Annotated in this window: 15 protein-coding genes and 1 riboswitch; of the genes, 12 read left to right on the top strand and 3 right to left on the bottom strand. The window is 51.4% G+C overall.

Going from position 1 to position 18,206, the window contains the following annotated elements; all coding sequences use genetic code 11:
- The first annotated feature begins 98 nt into the window (after positions 1 to 98).
- The 7 genes from DW965_RS19145 to DW965_RS12505 all read left to right on the top strand — a co-directional run bounded on the left by DW965_RS19145 (position 99) and on the right by DW965_RS12505 (position 5,282).
- On the top strand, positions 99 to 251 hold the full coding sequence (locus DW965_RS19145) for a hypothetical protein (protein ID WP_158555015.1): 153 nt from the start codon (positions 99 to 101) through the stop codon (positions 249 to 251).
- Complete coding sequence (locus DW965_RS12530; protein ID WP_118595947.1) at positions 251 to 790, top strand: hypothetical protein; 540 nt, start codon at positions 251 to 253, stop codon at positions 788 to 790. The genes DW965_RS19145 and DW965_RS12530 overlap by 1 nt, the downstream gene beginning before the upstream one ends.
- 8 nt (positions 791 to 798) lie before the next feature.
- On the top strand, positions 799 to 1,404 hold the full coding sequence (locus DW965_RS20435) for a potassium transporter TrkG (protein ID WP_119198442.1): 606 nt from the start codon (positions 799 to 801) through the stop codon (positions 1,402 to 1,404).
- Between the two features lie 50 nt (positions 1,405 to 1,454).
- Positions 1,455 to 2,183, top strand: coding sequence for a potassium transporter TrkG (locus DW965_RS20430; protein WP_256372860.1), 729 nt, complete (start codon positions 1,455 to 1,457; stop codon positions 2,181 to 2,183).
- Positions 2,184 to 2,198: 15 nt separating this feature from the next.
- Entirely contained in the window at positions 2,199 to 2,855 is a 657-nt protein-coding gene (locus tag DW965_RS12515) for a potassium channel family protein (protein ID WP_055267716.1), read from the top strand.
- 11 nt (positions 2,856 to 2,866) lie between these two features.
- Positions 2,867 to 3,637 (top strand): TrmH family RNA methyltransferase, encoded by a 771-nt coding sequence (locus DW965_RS12510; protein WP_118595946.1) that lies wholly within the window; start codon positions 2,867 to 2,869, stop codon positions 3,635 to 3,637.
- Between the two features lie 175 nt (positions 3,638 to 3,812).
- Complete coding sequence (locus DW965_RS12505; RefSeq protein WP_119198440.1) at positions 3,813 to 5,282, top strand: polysaccharide deacetylase; 1,470 nt, start codon at positions 3,813 to 3,815, stop codon at positions 5,280 to 5,282.
- 90 nt (positions 5,283 to 5,372) lie between these two features.
- On the opposite strand, the gene DW965_RS12500 is transcribed toward DW965_RS12505, so the two are convergent.
- On the bottom strand, positions 5,373 to 7,139 hold the full coding sequence (locus DW965_RS12500; RefSeq protein WP_158579821.1) for a DUF885 domain-containing protein: 1,767 nt from the start codon (positions 7,137 to 7,139) through the stop codon (positions 5,373 to 5,375).
- A gap of 119 nt (positions 7,140 to 7,258) precedes the next feature.
- A riboswitch (cobalamin riboswitch) is annotated at positions 7,259 to 7,462 on the top strand.
- Between the two features lie 279 nt (positions 7,463 to 7,741).
- On the opposite strand from DW965_RS12500, the gene DW965_RS12490 reads away from it, so the two are divergent.
- From DW965_RS12490 to DW965_RS12470, 5 genes are all read left to right on the top strand, one after another.
- The gene (locus tag DW965_RS12490) at positions 7,742 to 8,686 is read left to right on the top strand and encodes a hypothetical protein (RefSeq protein WP_119198439.1); all 945 of its coding nucleotides are present in this window, start codon (positions 7,742 to 7,744) and stop codon (positions 8,684 to 8,686) included.
- A complete protein-coding gene (locus DW965_RS12485) occupies positions 8,635 to 11,529 on the top strand; it encodes a hypothetical protein (protein ID WP_119198438.1) in 2,895 nt (964 codons plus the stop codon). Before DW965_RS12490 ends, DW965_RS12485 begins: the two co-directional genes overlap by 52 nt.
- A gap of 79 nt (positions 11,530 to 11,608) precedes the next feature.
- A complete protein-coding gene (locus tag DW965_RS12480) occupies positions 11,609 to 12,973 on the top strand; it encodes an ABC transporter substrate-binding protein (protein ID WP_243002113.1) in 1,365 nt (454 codons plus the stop codon).
- An 11-nt stretch (positions 12,974 to 12,984) separates the two neighbouring features.
- Positions 12,985 to 14,046, top strand: coding sequence for a FecCD family ABC transporter permease (locus DW965_RS12475; RefSeq protein ID WP_243001844.1), 1,062 nt, complete (start codon positions 12,985 to 12,987; stop codon positions 14,044 to 14,046).
- Positions 14,047 to 14,052: 6 nt separating this feature from the next.
- Entirely contained in the window at positions 14,053 to 15,150 is a 1,098-nt protein-coding gene (locus DW965_RS12470; protein ID WP_055220215.1) for an ABC transporter ATP-binding protein, read from the top strand.
- Between the two features lie 573 nt (positions 15,151 to 15,723).
- On the opposite strand, the gene trxB is transcribed toward DW965_RS12470, so the two are convergent.
- Together trxB and DW965_RS12460 are read right to left on the bottom strand one after the other, a co-directional pair.
- Positions 15,724 to 16,644, bottom strand: coding sequence for a thioredoxin-disulfide reductase (trxB, locus tag DW965_RS12465; RefSeq protein ID WP_117510103.1), 921 nt, complete (start codon positions 16,642 to 16,644; stop codon positions 15,724 to 15,726).
- A 59-nt stretch (positions 16,645 to 16,703) separates the two neighbouring features.
- On the bottom strand, positions 16,704 to 18,029 hold the full coding sequence (locus tag DW965_RS12460; protein ID WP_117801548.1) for a hypothetical protein: 1,326 nt from the start codon (positions 18,027 to 18,029) through the stop codon (positions 16,704 to 16,706).
- Between the last annotated feature and the right edge of the window lie 177 nt (positions 18,030 to 18,206).

The raw sequence follows: 18,206 nt of genomic DNA, 5'->3' as shown, positions 1-18,206 counted from the left end.
ACGTATTTTACGCAACTTTAACACAATCTTCCCTCAATTTCATGTAGAATAAAAAGCACAGATTCCGTAGCTTTTCTACAAACCGCAGCAGCCGGCTTATGGTAGCAGAAGCACTCGGTGAGGCAGAAACAGCAGGCTGGATCGGGTTGGCTCCGTTGACTTTATATGTGCAAACTGATAAGATACTCATAAGTATGTTCTTAGGGGTATCTTATTTTTGTATTTCAAAAAGAAAAGGGGAAATTAAATAATGACAAAAAAGAAAATCATTGGCCTTTGCATCGGCGCTGTCGTTCTTGCCGTGGCTGCGGCCGGTGTGAAGGAAGGCAGCTGGCTGATGAAGCATCGCCGGATGCAGAATGAGTTTACGCATGAGATGAATGCATTCACGACCAAAACAAACGCTGAGCTGATCCAGCCGACGATTGTTGCGGAGGATGATATCTACGGCTGGTTTTTCCATGAGGAAGATGACGGGCTGTACATGAATCTCTATTACCGGATCAAAAACGAGTCCAATCAGCACGAAATTGCATCCAGTGAATTTCCTGTGAAGATCAAAAAGGAGCTTCTTGTGGATGATAAAGTGTGGAGCAGAACGACGCGGACCGCGAAAAATCAGGTTCACGCGGAATACCTGGAAGGAGAAGATGACATGACGGTTTCGTTTGACGTCTATTACCAGTGTGAGGGTTCCTGCGGGGAATATTTTGCGGATATTACCGTGACGGACAGTGAGACCGGAAAGCTCTACTACAGCAGTGAAGCAGAAAATGAAGCGGCAGAATAGGAGGAGCGATGGCCGAAAAAGAAAGCAAAAATAAATGGCACACACCGGCGGAGCGGATTATGATGCTGGGGTTTGCTGCGGTGATTCTGCTGGGGACAATTCTTCTTTGCCTGCCGGTTTCTGCGGCGGACGGAAAAAGCGTTTACTGGCTCGACGCCCTGTTTACCGCAACGACATCTGTCTGCGTGACGGGCCTTGTCACCGTTCCGACGGCGACGACATGGAGTACCTTTGGAAAAATTGTGATCCTCGGGTTGATTCAGTTCGGAGGTCTTGGCATCATGGCGTGCCTGACGATGGTGTTTCTGATCCTGCGCCGGAAAATCAGTCTGCAGAGCCGTAAACTGATCCAGGACACTTACAATCTGCCGGTTTTAAAGGGCAGCGTCGGTATTGTGCGGAAGCTGCTGATCGGCACGGCGGCGGTGGAGCTGGCGGGAGCCTTTTTCTACAGCTTCTGGTTTGTGCCGGAATACGGTTTCTGGAAGGGAATCGGCTACAGCCTGTTCCACTCCGTATCCGCCTTCTGCAACGCCGGAATTGACCTCGTCGGGGAATCCTCGTTCGCCCCGTTTGTGACGAACCCTCTCATCAACTTTACGACGATGGGCTGATTTTCTTAAGCGGCCTTGGCTTTCCGGTCTGGTGGGAAGTGCTGGAGCGCGTGCAGGATCTTGTAAAAGGAAAACGGACCCGGAAAAACTTCGTGCGCGGCTTCACGCTCCACACCAAACTGGTTCTGACGACAACCGTCATTCTTCTGTTCGGCGGGGCGCTTCTGATCCTCGCGCTGGACTGGAACAACGCATCCTCGCTTGGCAGCTTAAAACCGGCGCAGAAGGCTATGGCGGCCTTCTTCCAGTCCGTGACGACGCGAACCGCCGGCTTTGAGACGATCCCGCAGGCAAACTTCTCGGACGGCTCCGCGATGGTAAGTATGATCCTCATGTTCATCGGCGGCTCTCCGATGGGAACGGCGGGCGGTGTCAAGACGACGACTGTTGCGATTCTGCTCGTGGTCGTCGCATCCTACATCCGCGGCGATTCCGACACCGTGGTCTGGGGACGGAAGGTCATGGAAGAAAACATCCGCACCGCGGTCGTTATTTTCTTCTTCGCACTGACGATGGCATTCACCGCGACGGTGCTTCTGATCTCTGTCACCGGAAGTCCTCTGCTGGACTGCCTGTATGAGATCGTTTCCGCTGTGGCAACCGTGGGACTGACGCGGTCGCTTACGCCGACACTTCCGGCGGCGGGAAAAATCATCGTAATTCTGGTCATGTTCATGGGACGTCTTGGACCGGTTACGCTGGCCATCGCACTGCGGCGGAGAAGCGGAAGAAAAGATGTGGATATCCAGCGCCCGGAACAGCGGGTGCTGATTGGATAAAAGAGGAGAAAAAACATGAGTAAACAATACGCAGTCATCGGACTTGGAAAATTCGGCTTCGCCGTGGCGACGACGCTGGCACAGGCAGGAAAAGAAGTGCTCGCAGTCGATAAAGACCCGGAGCTGGTACAGGAGATCGCCGATCTCGTCACATATGCGGCGCGCGCGGACATCACCGACAGCCGTGTTTTTGCATCGCTTGGCATCAGCAACATGGATGTCGTGATCGTCGGCATCTCTGAAAATATGGAGTCGAGCATCCTCGCCACCCTGCAGGCAAAAGAGGCGGGCGTGCCGCTCGTCATCGCAAAGGGCATGAGCCAGATGCATGCCAATATTTTGAAAAAAGTCGGCGCGGACCGCGTCGTGATGGCGGAGAGTGAGACGGGCATCCGCCTCGGAAAAAGCCTGATTTCCGGTGGCTTCCAGGACTTCTTCATGCTGTCGGATTCGTTCTCCATGGTAGAGCTTCCCGTGCCGGAAGAGTGGACGGGGCATAACCTCGAGGAGCTGGATCTGCGGAAGAAATACAGTATCAACGTAATCGCCGTCAAGGACGGGGAAGACATCCGTGTCACGGTCAATCCGAAGACGCTGCTCCGCGCAGAGGAAGTGCTGATTCTGATCGGCGAAAACAAAGAACTTGCCAAATTGATGAAAAACAGGAAATGAGGGGACCATTCATGATTACAAGCAGCAGCAATGCACAGGTAAAAAACATTATTGCGCTGAACAAAAAAGCAAAAGAACGCCGGGAGCAGGATGTTTTCGTGGCGGAGGGCTGGAAAATGTTCCAGGAAGCGCCGCGGGAATGGCTGAAAAAAGTATATGTGTCTGAGAGCGGCAGCAAAATGCATGAAATGCCGTCCGACGGGACAGAATACGAAGTAGTGGACGACCGCGTGTTCCAGTCCATGTGCGACACGAAGACGCCGCAGGGTGTTTTAAGTATGATCCGCATGCCGCATTACACCGAAGAGGAGGTGATGGACAACGGAAAGACACCGCTTCTGATGGTACTTGAGGATCTGCAGGACCCTGGAAATGTCGGAACAATCATCCGCACCGCAGAGGGCGCAGGAGTCACCGGCATCATCATGAGCCGCGGTACCGCGGATATCTTCAATCCGAAAACGATTCGCTCGACGATGGGCTCGATTTACCGTATGCCGTTTCTGATCGTCGACGATGCGGTCGGATTTGTAAAAGGCTTAAAAGCGCGGAAGATCTGTACGTACGCGGCACATCTGCACGGCGTGCATTCCTACCGCGAGGAGGATTACACAAAAGGAACGGCATTCCTGATCGGAAATGAGGGAAACGGCCTGACCGATGCAATGGCAGAGGCCGCCGAGTGCCTGATCCGTATTCCGATGGAAGGAAAAGTGGAGTCGTTAAACGCAGCGATTGCATCCGCCGTTCTCATGTATGAGGCACACGGCCAGCGCGCATAAAAGAAAGAGCGTTACCGGTTTTCTTACATTTCTCTTAACCTGCCGGAAACCTACTCGACAGAACCGGTATTTTGAGCTAAAATAGAAAGAGCAGAGTCCGGGCTGAATTTCTGTCAGTCCGGTAAAACTGTAATATTTGCCAGAAAAGCAAAAGCTGTTTTGGGAGGAAGGAAAAATGAGTGAGAAAAAAAACATCAGTAAAAAGGAGCTCCGAAGAAGAAAGCGGAAGCGTGCGCTGATGATCAAAACAGGAATTCTATGTGTTCTGCTTGTCATCTTCGGCATTGGAGTCTGGGCTTTGGCCGGAGGAACAGAAAAAATCCAGCAGAAAGCACAGGAAAAAGAGGATCAGAAAACAGCAGAGGTGGACGGTTCCGTATCGTCGGACAGCACGGGAAGTGCTGAAGCGCCGACAACGAAAGCACAGATTATGGCGGAAGCCGATGCACTTGCGCAGACATACGATTACGATGGAGCCATTGAAAAGCTCCAGAGCGTAGAGGGCGCAGCGACCGACGCGGATATCATCACAAAAGTAGCAGAGTACACCAGCACGAGAGATGCCTGTGTGCGCGTCAACGTCAACGAAGTAACCCACATTTTCTATCATTCTCTTGTAGTCGATCCGCAGAAAGCGTTCTATCAGGACAACGCACAGACCGCAGGCTTCTGCCAGTGGATGACCACCGTGGATGAGTTCAACGCGATTACCCAGCAGATGTACGACAGAGGATATGTCATGGTTTCGATCAACGATCTCGTGAAAAAGACCGTAGATGATGACGGAACCGTTCATTACGAGGAAGGGGACATTTACCTGCCGGAGGGCAAGAAAGCATTCGTTCTTTCTCTGGATGACCTTTCCTATTACCACTCTTACGACGGACGCGGTATTGCCAGCAAGATGGTAGTCGGCGACGACGGAAAACCGACCTGCGAATATATTCAGGATGACGGAACTGTTGTGACCGGTGCTTACGACTGTATCCCGCTGATGGATCAGTTTATCGAAGCGCATCCGGATGCCGTATACCACAATGCGCGCGGAACCGTAGCACTGACCGGCTACGATGGAATCCTCGGATACCGCACCGACGGTGATTACAAGACGAGAGAAGATCTGACGGATGATCAGGTAGCATGGCTTGATGCACACCCGGATTTCGACTGGGATAAAGAGTGCGAGGAGGCGAAAAAAGTAGCCGATGCGATCAAAGCAGACGGCTGGACATTCGCAAGCCATACCTGGGGCCATATCCGTGTCGGCGACAAACCGATCGAGACGATCCAGGCGGATACCGAGAAATGGCTGACGTATGTTGCACCGCTCATCGGCGGAAGCGATATCATCATCTTTGCACATGGACAGGATCTTTCCGACTGGCACGATTACACGATGGACAATGAGAAGTTTGCTTACTTAAAGAGCCAGGGCTTCAACATCTACTGCAACGTAGATTCCTCCCAGTATTTTGTTCAGGTAAGAGACAATTACCTGCGTATGGGACGAAGAAACCTGGATGGATACCGTCTGTACCAGAACCTCTACGGAGGCGGCGAGGACAGAACAAGCGATCTGTTTGATTCTGCCTCTGTTATTGATCCGCAGCGGCCGACAGATCCATCTCTTTACAATTTAGGTTAAAGAATTTTGAAAATGAAAAAGATCTCACAGAACTTTCTATTATTTATAGAAGAAAGTCTGTGGGATCTTTTTTTCAGCAGGGCGAACCGTTTACAGATATTTTTCTACGAGCGGAAACGGCAGAGGCCCGAGACGGAGCAGTTTTTCATGGAAACCGATCAATGAGAATGAGTCACCTTCCTGTTCCCGCACTTCCGAGAGGAGCTGCGAAAACGAGAGCGATCCGACACAGTATTTCAGATAGTTCGCCGGTGTCTCGAGAATATACTGATATAAAGAGGCAGCGGCCGACGCATCCGTGATGCCGAACTGCGCCAGAAAGGCTGACGCATCCGAGAGGAGCCATCCCTGGCTGTGGATTCCGAGATCCAGCAGCGAGCAGAGGGTAAGATGCACAGAGCGGTTCAGATACCAGAGACGGCAGAGCGCCTGCGTGTTTGCATCGAGATTACGTGCGGCGTAGCGGCAGGCATATGATTCAACGTAGGTTGCCCATCCTTCCACATAACCCGACGGCGCGTAGAGATGGCGGATCAGAAGCGGGTCGGAGCGCGAGAACGAGACGGTCTGGTACAGATGGCCGGGAAAGCCCTCGTGGGCAAGTGTGGAATACAGTTCGATGCCGGTCATCTCATCCGCGGGATTCAGGTAAATGGAGTTGGGTGAATTGATATCGGCGGGCGGTGTGAGATAAAAGGCGGGGCTTAAAAAATCCTTGAGGGAGTCATCCACGGTCTTTACTTCGTATGCGATACCCGAAAGAACGGGAAAATCTTCAGAAACGGCATTCTGCAGATCGGCAAGCATTTCCTCCGGCGTGGAGAACGGCAGCACGAGCGCCTGCTCGGAGAGGGAGAGCGACGGATTCTGATCGAGAATGATCTGCATTTCGGCACACTGGTCCGCAAGCTGCTGTGTTAAAAGGCGGGTCAGCTCCTCCGGTGAAGCATCAACACCGACGCGGCTGCGGAGAAGATATGCATAGTAGGAAAGTCCGCCTTCCTGCCGGGAAAGACCACCGGCGTTCTGTGTTCCTTTGCCGCGGAGTGAAGAAAGCGCATCGGAAAGAGAGCGGTAGGCGGGAAAAACACAGGAGGTAAGGAGTTTTTCATGCGTCTGCAGACAGAGATTCCTTTCCGCCTCAGAAAACAGTGAAGACGCCTGCAGTTTATTCTGAAAAACGGTGTGGAGCAGATGGCTTTCCGGTGTATCCGCGTCGGCGAGAAAAGCACTGCACTGGTGGATAATGCCATCGACCGCAAGGTCATTCTGAAACACGCCCTGCCGGGATTTTTCCTGTTCGAGTGCGATGAGGTCGGAGAAATAGCGCGGGAGATCCTGCAGAAGATGGAGGTAGTCGGCGATATCCTGCTGTGTGCGGAACGGGTATTCTGCGAGCAGAATGGGAAGCTGTGCCTGAATCCCGAGCGACGGACCGAGCGGTTCCGCAAGAAGGCTGGTGCTGCCCGGCATTTTCTCGCAGTCCAGCTCGTAGAGCAGAAGATCGAGCGTGATCTGATTTTCCGCGGAGAGGCGGTTGCGATGAAAGGATGTGAGCGTTGTTTCCACACTCTGCAGCAGGGCATCATACGAGGTGCGGTCAGGGATGGAAACCGTGCCGAACGAGGCGGTGCCGGGGGCAATTCCGCGGGAAGCCGGATCAGCGAGGGTATAGTGGAGCGTGATGGCAGAAGAGGTTACCTCGGAGTGGAACCGTTCCTCCACATACGCGGAAAACCGGCGGTTCTCACCAGGGGAAAAGAACGGGGAAAAATACCAGAACAGCAGGGCGAAAAGAAGTCCGCCGCACAGAAGCAGAGGGAACAGGATGCGGCGGTGCAGAGAAGCTGGTTTCATAGAATAGGCTCCGGTGCGGACAGTTATCATAAAGTATGTAAAAAATGCTGATTTTATGCGCTTTTTCCGTGGCCTTTCATTTGACTTTCCAAAACGGCTTTGCTATAATCAGTAACGAATGAAATAAGGGACTTTTCAGTGCAGAACGGATTTGAAAAAGAATCCGCGAAGGTAAAAGAGAATCAGGTGGAAATCCTGAGCGATCCGGTCACTGTAAGCAGGGAGTGTTAGCTGCAGAAATGCCATTGTGCGAAACGCATGAGAAGGCGCGGCTGCCGTGAAGATCTGCGAGTCAGGAAACCTGCTGGAAAGGTTAGTGAATCGCTTCCGATGAAAGCATATATTCATGGAAAGATGTACGAAGTAAAATCGGACATCTGCTTTTTTGTCGCCATGCGTCCGAAAAAGAGCTCCGGTGGAGAAACTCTTTTGCAGAAAAAGCAGATGTCTGTTTGTCTTTTCGCAGAAAAAATGTGTCCTCAAAAACAAGATTACTTGCAGGGAGACATCATTGACGGGGACAGGCACCGCCCAGTTGCCTGAAAAAGTCAGACGGAATCCGGAGCAGATGCGCGAAGGAGATCCGAAGAAAAGGAGAAGTTATGAAAGGAAATTCAAGCAAATTTCTGGCACTGCTGCTGTCGGCGTCCATGATCATGAGCCCGACTGCCAGCGTATTAGCAGATACGCAGGAAAAAGCAGCACAGACAGAAAGCAGCGCAGCCGCAGAGGAAGCGCCGCAGAGCGAAGAAACAGCAGAGACGGCAGAACCGGAAACAACACCGGCAGAAACCGAGAGCAGTGAAAGCACTGCAGAGACTCCGGCAGAAGAGCCGACGGAAACACCGGCCGCGCCTGCAGAGGATCAGACACTGGCAGGATCTGACGAGACCGAGACACCATCCGCAGATGAGGATGCTTCGGAAGATACTGCAGAGGACACTGCAAAAGACGGTGAAGAGACTGCCGATACCACAGAAAAAGAGCCGGAAGCAGCAGATGAGACTTCCCAAGATGCTGAAAAAGAAACACTGGCAAAAGAAGAAACCAAAGATGCTGTAAAAGAGAATACCAGTCCGGCGGCAGAACAGCCGAAAACGGAAGTAAAAGAAACAACCAAAAATGAGGCATCCAATACAGCCGAGGAGAAAGAAACAAAAGCAGCGGAAGCAGCAAAACCGGCAGATGGTGAGTATGAGACTTCTGCAGAAGCAACCGGAAGCATGTTCCGTGTGATTTCTTCCAGACTCATCGTAAAAGATGGAAAACTGAAAGCATCCATTCTGCTGAGTGGAACCGGCTATGATTACCTGTATACGGGAACAGCAGCAGAAGCTGCCGCAGCAGATGAAAAGAGCTGGATTGCTCCGACAGGAAGCGAAACCTATACGGATACGAAGACTGGTGCAGAAAAGACCGGATATCGTTTTGAAATTCCGGTGGAAGAGCTTGACAAACAGATGGATGTTGCCGTTCGCTCAGCCAAGAAAAAAACATGGCTGATAAAACCGTTACGATCCACAGCACCGATGCAATCCCGACGGTAACACCGGAACCAACCGAGACTCCAAGCGAAAATCCAGGTGAGGATTCCTCGAATAAGCCAGCCAGTGTAGAAGCACCGGTTACCAAAGAGGACGGCAGCGTATTCAAAATGTTCGTCATCTCCGAGGCAACAATGATCAACAAGGGCGATAAACTCGTTCTTACACTGAAAACAAACAACGTATCATTTGATAAACTGTATCTTGGAAAGAACGATGACCTTGCAAAAACACCGGCTATCCAGGGAATGCAGGAAGCAAACGGCGGTTATTCCTTTACATTTGAAGTAGATGCGGACAAAGCCGGCACAACCGTTCCGATCGTTCTTGGAAAGAAAGACGGAACCTGGTACACCAAACAGCAGCTTTATCTTGCAGTTCCGGGAAGCAAAACACCGGAAGTAACTCCGATACCGGAGCCGACCGAGACTCCGGTCCCGACTGCAACCCCGACTCCGAGTGAGACTCCGGTTCCAACCGCAACTCCAACTCCGGAACCGGCGAAAGTAGAAAACGGTATCTACAGCGGAACCGCGGAGACCGGCGCAGCTATGTTCAAAGTAGTCGGCGTAGAGCTGACCGTAAAAGACGGCGACATGAAAGCACGCATCACGTTAAGTGGTGTTGCCTACGATTATCTGTACATGGGAACACCGGAAGAGGCAGCTGCCACAGACAAGAGTGCATGGATTGCAGGCGTCGGCACCGTTGATTACACAACAGCAGACGGCGAGACGAAAACAGGAATGCAGTATGATATTCCGGTAGCAGCACTCGATCAGGCACTTGTTGTTTCTTCCCATTCTGCAAAACGGGATAAATGGTATGCAAGAACCATTACTATTGCATCTTCCAGTCTGAAAAAGACCGCAGATCTTCCGGCAGATGAGACCAATAAAGTAGCAGATGGTATTTACAGTGCAGAGGCAACAACTAATGCAGCAATGTTCAAGGTAGTCGGCGTAAAACTGACCGCGAAAAACGGAAAAATGACAGCAGTTATCACCTTAAGCGGAAGCGGCTATGATTATCTGTATATGGGAACCGGAAAAGATGCGGCAGCAGAGAGCGGCGCATGGATCGCTTCCACCGGAAAAGTGGACTACACCTTAGACGGTGAAACCAAAACCGGAATGCAGTTTGAAATCCCGGTAGAGGCACTTGATCAGGAATTTGCTGTAGCAGCTCATGCAGTAAAGAGCGGCAAATGGTACGACAGAGCCATCACGATTGCATCTTCCAGCCTGAAAAAGACCGGAGACCTTCCGTCGGATGACAACAAGGGCGATACTCCGAAACCAACCCTCGTTCCGACCAATACCCCAACCGTATCTCCATCTGAGACACCGGTTGTAAAACCCACCAGCACCCCGACTCCGGCACCGACCCAGAAACCGGCCGATACCAAACCGGAGCAGGAATCCAAATATGAGTCTGACTTAAGCGGCGGCACATCCAAAGTAGACAGTGCAACCACACTGGCAGACGGCGTTTACACACCAGACGGATTCTCCTTCTCCGGCGGATCCGGAAAGGTAACCATCTCCTGCAGCAAGATTACTGTAACGAACGGACAGGCTTATGCAACGATCGCATTCAGCAGTCCGTACTACGGATATGTAAAAGCAAACGGAAATAAATACATGGCAAATGTCAGCGGCGGAAGCAGCATCTTCACCATTCCGGTTGAGCTGAACAAGAACAATACCATCATCGGTATGACCACCAGAATGTCCGTTGCCCATGAGATTTCCTACAACATCTTCATCTCCTTGGCAGCAGCAAAGAAGGGCGGCAGCACTTCTTCCAGCACAGGATTTGTAAAAGCAGACGGAACAATCTCCACGATCAGCACCGATAACTCCAAGTTGGATACCACCGCTCCAGAGATCATGGGACTGGAATACAAAGCAGAGACAAAACTTGCTTACGCAGAGTACTTCAAGATGTATCATTACGACGAAGGCATCACCCTGCTGGAGATCGATATGACAAAAGATACCGAGCGTGATCCGGAGAAACAGAACGAGGACGACAAGAAAGCAGAAGATACCGATACCGCAGCAGCGGAGGATACCGCAGCAGCAACCGACGAGGAAGAAGCGGCAGCAGCATCCGATTCCAAAAAGACCAGCACTGAGAAAGCGAAAGATCTGACCGAAAAGACAAAAGAGCTGTACGAAGGCAATGTTGTCAAATATCTGATCGTTCCGAAAGATGTTGAGATTCCGGCAGGACTGGACAAAGATATGATCGTGATCCAGCTTCCGGTTGAGAAAACATACGTAGCATCTGAGGATGCCCTGAAACTTCTCGATGAGCAGTTAGACGCAGCAGAGAGCATCAAAGCAGTCGGCATGGAGCAGAAAGACTGCCAGATCGAAAACATTGCAAAAGCAATGGAAGACAAAAAAATCTCCTTCGACGGAGCATTCGATGATCTGGACTACAAAGCTCTGGTAAAAGACGAAATCGATTTTGCAATTCTTCCGTCTGAGTTCCTTCCGGGAAATGCAAAAGATGAGGAAGATGCTGATGCAGCCGACGAGACCGCAGATACCAAAGCTGAGGATCAGAAGGACGATAAAGACGATAAGACAACGGATGAGAAAGCAGACGAAGACAAGACTACGGAAGAACTTCTGAAAGAGGAAAATGAGCGTCTGTCCGACACCGCAGAGCGTCTGGCAACCCTGACCATTCCGATGCTGGTTGACCGTTCCGCAGACGAGAAGACCGATCTTGCGAAAGCAGAGTGGCTGAAAGTCTACGGCGTGATCTTCGGATGCGAGGATCAGGCAAACGAGCTGTTCCAGCAGATGGTAAAGGCAGAAGAGAATAAATAAGTACAATAATTTGCAGCAAAAAATGAGAAAGGGCTGCTGCCGTATGGCAGCGGCTTTTTCTTTCAGAAAGGAATATCAAATGACAGGAAAAAACGAAAGAAAGCTGAAAAAATGGGCCGCACTTTTTCTTGCAGCAGCGATGTCACTGACGGCCTGCGGCAGCACCGCATCAACGGGAAGCAGCACATCGTCCGCGTCGGGCACTTCGGCAGTTTCTGAGAGCAGCACATCCACAGCATCCGCAGCAGACGTTTCCGAAAGCCAGACGGAGAGCACATCCGTCTCGGAAAGTACGGCTGAAAGTGAAAGCACCTCCGAAGCCACTGCTGCGAGCAGCACCTCCGGGAGTGATACCGCATCCGCGGATGGTTTCGCAACGACAGACGATGTCAGCGACGCACCGGACATCACCGGAATCACCATCGAGAGCAAGATGGTCCTGAATTACGCGGAGTGCTTTAACGTATACTACTGCACAGACGGCTATAAACTGATCGATGTCAAAGACGGCGCGCAGTATCTGCTCGTCCCGGACGGAAAAGAGGCGCCGGATGACCTCGATTCCGACGTAATTGTAATCCATCAGCCGCTGGAACGCATCTACATGGCAGCAACCTCTCCGATGGCGCTGTTCGATGCCATCGACTCCCTCGATACGATTCGTCTCTCCGGTGAAACCGCAGACAACTGGTACGTACAGGATGCCGTTGACGCGATGAATGCCGGAACGATGATCTTCGCCGGAAAATACAGTGAGCCGGATTACGAACTTCTGGTCAGTGAGAACTGTGATCTGGCCATTGAATCCACGATGATCCTCCATTCCCCGAAGGTACAGGAGATGATCGAGATGCTCGATATTCCGGTCTTCATCGACCGTTCCAGCTACGAATCCCAGCCTCTTGGCAGAACCGAATGGATCAAACTCTACGGTGCCATGCTGGACAAAGAGGAGGAGGCAGCCGACTTCTTTGCAAATCAGGCAAGTGTTGTGGAAAATCTGAAGGATTTCCAGAATACCGAAAAAACGGTCGCTTTCTTCTATATTAATACGAGCGGAGCTGCCGTTGTGCGGAACCCGGAGGACTACATTTCCAACATGATCGAGCTTGGCGGTGCGCGCAACGCCTTCCGTGATCTCCAGGACGACAGCGGAAAAACATCCGTGCCGATCACGATGGAGCAGTTCTACGATACGGCCGAAGATGCGGACTACCTGATCTACAACGCAAGCATCGATTCCACCGTCAAAACCCTGGACGACCTGCTGGCAAAGGATTCCATGTTTGCCGATTACAAAGCAGTCAAAGAGGGCAACGTCTGGACAACCGAGAAATCCATGTATCAGGCAACCGATAAAATTGCACAGTTTACCAACGACATTAACCTTCTGGTAACGGGCGGCGATCCGGATCAGATGGTATTCTTAAGAAAATTATCCTGATGGAGGAACGTATGTCAGAGAAAAAAAATATGACAGGAAAAGAGAACAGTTTCCATATGGAAAACTTCCGGCGCCGTTCGCGGTATGCCGCTGTGTTCCTGGTGCTGATTCTGGCGTTCGCCGCCATCACCGTGCTGAATATCAATTCCGGAAACGTAAATATTTCGATTCCGGAAATTTTCCGGATTCTGCTGCGGCGGACCGGAGAGGGGAAAGCGTACAATATTATCTGGAAAATCCGCCTTCCGCGTATTCTGATGGCGGCAATCCTGGGCGGTGCTCTGTCCCTGTCGGGCTTCCTTTTACAGACTTTCTTTGAAAACCCGATTGCCGGTCCGTTTGTTCTTGGAATTTCCTCGGGAGCCAAAATGGTCGTGGCGCTGACCATGATCTTTTATCTGGAGCGGGCGCGCAATATCACATCTTACACGATGATTGTTGCAGCATTCTTAGGATCCCTTCTCTCCGTCAGCTTCATTCTGCTGATGTCCCGGCGGATCAAAAATATGGCAGGACTTCTCGTCGGCGGTATTATGATCGGTTACATCTGCTCGGCGGTCACGGATTTTGTTGTCACCTTCGCGGAGGATTCCGATATCGTCAACCTCCACGGCTGGTCACAGGGAAGCTTCTCCGGCATGAGCTGGAGCAACGTAGCGATCTCTGCGGCTGTGATCGGCATCACCTTTGTCATCACGTTCCTGATGGCAAAACCGATCGGTGCATATCAGCTCGGTGAGGCGTATGCGCAGAGCATGGGTGTCAACATCAAAGTATTCCGCATCGCGCTGATTCTGCTTTCGAGTATTCTCTCCGCATGCGTCACCGCATTTGCCGGTCCGATTTCGTTTGTCGGCATTGCCGTCCCGTTCCTCGTTAAACAGAGCCTCGGCACATCGCGTCCGCTCGTCGTAATCCCGGGAACGTTCCTCGGCGGAGCCGTCTTCTGTATGATGTGCGACCTGATCGCGCGTATGGCGTTTGCACCGCTGGAGCTGTCCATCAGTACGGTCACATCAATCTTTGGTGCGCCGGTCGTCATTTTCATGATGCTGCGCCGGAAAAGGGGGTAAGAGAATATGAATGAATATTATTTTCATCTGGACCACCTGACGGTCGGCTATGATAAGAAGCCGCTGATCAAAGATATCTGCATCGGCATCGAAAAAGGCGAGATCGTTACGCTGATCGGACCGAACGGTTCCGGTAAATCAACGATTCTGAAAAGCATCACCCGCCAGTTAAAGCTGGTCGGCGGAAATGTGGAGTTTGACGGGAAAAACCTGCATGAGCTTTCGTTCCGCGAGTTGTCCACGAAGATGGCCGTTGTGCTGACGGAGCGCATGAAGCCGGAGCTGATGACCTGCCACGATATTGTGGCAACGGGCCGCTATCCGTACACCGGACGGCTCGGCATGCTGACCCGCGAGGATGAGGAGAAGGTCGAGAAGGCGATGCGCGCCGTTCATGCCGAAGAGCTCGGCGGCCGCGATTTCAACGCCATCAGCGACGGCCAGCGCCAGAGAGTGCTTCTTGCGCGTGCGATCTGTCAGGAGCCGGAGGTCATCATCCTCGACGAGCCAACTTCTTTCCTCGATATCCGCCACAAGCTGGAACTGCTCGCGATTCTGCGCCGCATGGCAAAGGAGAAGGGCATCACCGTCATCATGTCGCTGCATGAGATCGATCTGGCACAGAAAATTTCAGATAAGATCATCTGCGTCAAGGGCGATGCTATTTCCCATTTCGGCGCACCGGAGACAATTTTCCGCGAGGATATCATCCGCGAACTATACGAGATTGACAATGGTTCGTTTGACCCGTGCTTCGGAAGCATCGAGCTGCCGCGGCCGGAGGGAACACCGCGCGTCTTTGTCCTCGCAGGCGGCGGAACGGGAATCCCGGTGTTCCGGAAACTGCAGAAGGAAAATGTCCCGTTTGCGGCAGGCGTCCTGTATACGAACGATATCGATTACCAGCTCGCCCGCATTCTGGCGATGGAGACGGTAACCGAAGCACCGTTCCAGGAGATCAGCGACGAGGCATTTGCCCGCGCCTGCGAGCTGATGAAGAGCTGTGAACGTGTCATCGACACCGGCGTCCCGGTGGGCATGTGCAACCGCCGGATCGAAGAGCTGAGGGCAGAAGCAAAGCGGCTTGGAAAGCTGGCAGAGTAAAACAAAGAAAAATCCAATCAAAATCTCCTGTCTGGGAACGAAACAATCGTTTTCCGAACAGGAGATTTTCTTTTTGCAGCCATTGTAAAAACAGCAAAAGAACACGAAAAATGTAATATTAAATTGTACGAAAAATTCACACAATTCAAGTCAAAAACCAACAGAGATTGACACTTAAAAAGTCAAGTGCTTTATAAAATCTTTTGGCGAAATAACGGTTTTCTCTGTTATGACCAAAACACGCGTTCTGATTTCGCAAGATTTAAACACATGCTTTCCACACCGTTTTTCGTGGATAATGTGGATAACTCGGTGTATAACTTGTTTTTAGGCATGTTTTCGGTGGTTAACTATGTGGATAACTTGTGGACGGGATGTTTATAAAATTGGCCCGTGTGGGAAAAAACCGGTTTCTTTGTGCAATTTCGACAAAAAGAGGTTTTAAAGTTTTACACGACTGACATGAAAGGTTTTTCAGATTTCAGAAACTACGGAAAAACAGAAAAAAGCAGGCAGTTCTCCGTACAATACGAAGAATGCCTGCTTTTGCCGTATTCTATTCGAAAGAAGCCATCAGTGGCTGATCAGATATTTCTCTACCGAAGTCACACAGTTCGCGCCGTCGGCGGCTGCAGTGATGATCTGACGGAGCTGCTTCGTGCGGACATCGCCTGCGGCGAACACGCCCGGCACGCTCGTCACACCGTCTTCGCCGGCTTTGATGTAGCCAGCCTCATCGGTTTCTACGATGCCTGCGATCAGTGCGGAGACCGGAACGATGCCGACGGCAATAAACACGCCGTCTACCGTGATCACACCGGCTTCCCCTGCCTTTTTGTTCGTTACCTTCACGCCGGACACCATCTCGTTTCCTTCGATGGAATCCACAACCGTATCCCACACCATTTCCACATTCGGCAGTGCCAGCAGTGCATCCTGGAGAACACCGGCTGCCCGCAGTTCATCGCGGCGGTGGATCACGTAAACCTTTTTGCACGTTCTGGCAAGGAAAATCGCATCCTCCACGGCGACATCGCCGCCGCCGATAACGGCAACGGTTTTGTCTTTGAAAAATGCGCCGTCACACGTTGCACAGTAAGAGACGCCCATGCCGGAGAGCTCCTTTTCACCAGGTACATTTAACGCGCGGTGCTCCGCACCGGTTGCAAGAATGACCGTTTTGGCATGATACTCATTTTTTCTCGTGCGGACAATCTTGATCTCTTCGTCAAGAACAAGCTCCTTCACACGCTCACGGGAAAATTCCGCGCCCATTTTTTCAGCGTGTGCGCGCAGCGTGCTTCCGAGATCCATGCCGCTGATGCCCGGAAGGCCGGGATAGTTGTCTACTTCATAGGTATTCAGCACCTGGCCGCCGCTTGCAAAGTTTGCCTCAATCGTAAGAGAGGAGAGCTTTGCGCGTTTCGCATAAATCGCGGCAGAAAGACCCGCCGGGCCGGAGCCGATGATGATAACGTCGTATAAGTTTTCCATAAAAATCCTCGTTTTCGTCTGTAGTAAGCTGCCATGCAGCCATTTTTCTGAAAGTATCGTTACGGAGCCGGTGTTTCGGACGGTTCCTGACTGTCGGAAACGGAAGATGAATCTTCCGCGGAAGTTTTTTTGGCTTCTTCTTCCGGCGCTTCCGGCTGGTTGTGAACCACCTTGATGCTGCGTACCAGCTTCAGATCGTTGTCGATGCCGATTTCAGTGTAGTCCAGCTTTTCGTCATCACTATAGAATGTGTAGAGTGTCAGGTTACTATCCTCTTTTTCCGTTTTTTCTGATTTGGCATCCCCTGCCTTCGCCAGAAAATCGCTCTCGGAAGTGCCGAGCGTGATGCCGTTTGTGATTGAAATCGGAATCTTTGTCGTATCGAGATCGCCGTACAGCGAAGTAACAAAACAGTTGCGTACTGTCGTCGCCTCCGCGCCGTAATTATGTACGGTGCAGTAAAGCTTCTGACCGCCCTTTTCCAGCGTGACGTAGCCGTATTTTCCGTTTAAAACGGCCGTATCGGACTCTTTCGTATTGACGGTCCAGTCGTGGTCCAGAAGTTCACTGACCGGAACGGGAAGATGATAGAGTACATCGTCAAAGCGGACGGTCCAGTCGTTGATTTTACTGCTGTCGGCTTCCGGTGCCTGGTAGGCCTCCACTTCCGGTGTTGTGGCATCGCTGACACCATCGAGCGCTTCTGCATCAGCCGTGGTCGTAAAGTTCTGCATATCGAGGGAATACAGAATTCCCGTTTCGTTATCGAAGCCGAGCGTGATCGTCTGGTACAGCCCGTACTCATACGTGAACTGCACAGAGGTATCGGCCTCATAACGGTCCTTTGGCGCACCGTAGATGCTTTCCACATCCTCCATCAGCGACTGCTGCAGGGTGACGCCGTTCGGCAGGCCGACATAGATATTCTGACCCTCAGCGGTCGAGGTATCGATGTGAATGCCTCCGATCAGGCATTCCGCCACTGGCTTTGCCGTGGTGTCCGGATTGGCAATATCGACGGTAATCTGGTTTCCGTCCTTTTCAAAGCTTTCGCCCTCTGAGAAGGATTCCGGCTGGATTTCCTTTGTGTCGTCGCCGCTGTAGACCCAGCCAAGCGCTGTAAAATCCGCGTAGGATTCCGGAACTTCGTATGTATCGCCCCAGATGGCAAGCTGAAAACTGTTCAGGTTCTTCGAGAGATCCACATCGTATTCCGGAATCTCATCGGAATCGCCGGAGGCCGCCAGATTGTCTTTGGGGTCGTCATCGTCGGTACTCTGACTGATGGTTGTGATCGGAATCGTTTCTGTTTTCTTTCCGCAGCCGCTCGTTCCCACGAGGAAAGCGGCAAATACTGCTGTTAAAACCCAACGGTATTTTTTCATCAAAACCTCCTCATAATAAATGGTTAAAAATATTTGAGAGTTACTTCATGTAAGTAACGATATCAGTTCCCCCTATTCTATCACATTCCGCTTCGTTTTCCAATGTCTGAAGCGGATTTGAGAAAAATGGTTTTTCAAAAGCGCGGTACGGAATACATATTTAGTAAGGAACTGGAA

This window comes from Blautia sp. AM47-4 (genome assembly GCF_003479865.1).
Taxonomy (GTDB): Bacteria; Bacillota; Clostridia; order Lachnospirales; family Lachnospiraceae; genus Fusicatenibacter; species Fusicatenibacter saccharivorans.
The sequence above is the reverse complement of the archived record's forward strand: the minus strand, read 5'-3'. Positions and strand labels throughout refer to the sequence as shown.

What these genes read in the sequence shown, in the direction of transcription:
- DW965_RS19145 (WP_158555015.1), top strand. Translation starts at nt 99, where the DNA reads ATGGTAGCAGAAGCACTCGGTGAGGCAGAAACAGCAGGCTGGATCGGG.
- DW965_RS12530 (WP_118595947.1), top strand. Translation starts at nt 251, where the DNA reads ATGACAAAAAAGAAAATCATTGGCCTTTGCATCGGCGCTGTCGTTCTT.
- DW965_RS20435 (WP_119198442.1), top strand. Translation starts at nt 799, where the DNA reads ATGGCCGAAAAAGAAAGCAAAAATAAATGGCACACACCGGCGGAGCGG.
- DW965_RS12515 (WP_055267716.1), top strand. Translation starts at nt 2,199, where the DNA reads ATGAGTAAACAATACGCAGTCATCGGACTTGGAAAATTCGGCTTCGCC.
- DW965_RS12510 (WP_118595946.1), top strand. Translation starts at nt 2,867, where the DNA reads ATGATTACAAGCAGCAGCAATGCACAGGTAAAAAACATTATTGCGCTG.
- DW965_RS12505 (WP_119198440.1), top strand. Translation starts at nt 3,813, where the DNA reads ATGAGTGAGAAAAAAAACATCAGTAAAAAGGAGCTCCGAAGAAGAAAG.
- DW965_RS12500 (WP_158579821.1), bottom strand. Translation starts at nt 7,139, where the DNA reads ATGAAACCAGCTTCTCTGCACCGCCGCATCCTGTTCCCTCTGCTTCTG.
- DW965_RS12490 (WP_119198439.1), top strand. Translation starts at nt 7,742, where the DNA reads ATGAAAGGAAATTCAAGCAAATTTCTGGCACTGCTGCTGTCGGCGTCC.
- DW965_RS12485 (WP_119198438.1), top strand. Translation starts at nt 8,635, where the DNA reads ATGGCTGATAAAACCGTTACGATCCACAGCACCGATGCAATCCCGACG.
- DW965_RS12480 (WP_243002113.1), top strand. Translation starts at nt 11,609, where the DNA reads ATGACAGGAAAAAACGAAAGAAAGCTGAAAAAATGGGCCGCACTTTTT.
- DW965_RS12475 (WP_243001844.1), top strand. Translation starts at nt 12,985, where the DNA reads ATGTCAGAGAAAAAAAATATGACAGGAAAAGAGAACAGTTTCCATATG.
- DW965_RS12470 (WP_055220215.1), top strand. Translation starts at nt 14,053, where the DNA reads ATGAATGAATATTATTTTCATCTGGACCACCTGACGGTCGGCTATGAT.
- trxB (WP_117510103.1), bottom strand. Translation starts at nt 16,644, where the DNA reads ATGGAAAACTTATACGACGTTATCATCATCGGCTCCGGCCCGGCGGGT.
- DW965_RS12460 (WP_117801548.1), bottom strand. Translation starts at nt 18,029, where the DNA reads ATGAAAAAATACCGTTGGGTTTTAACAGCAGTATTTGCCGCTTTCCTC.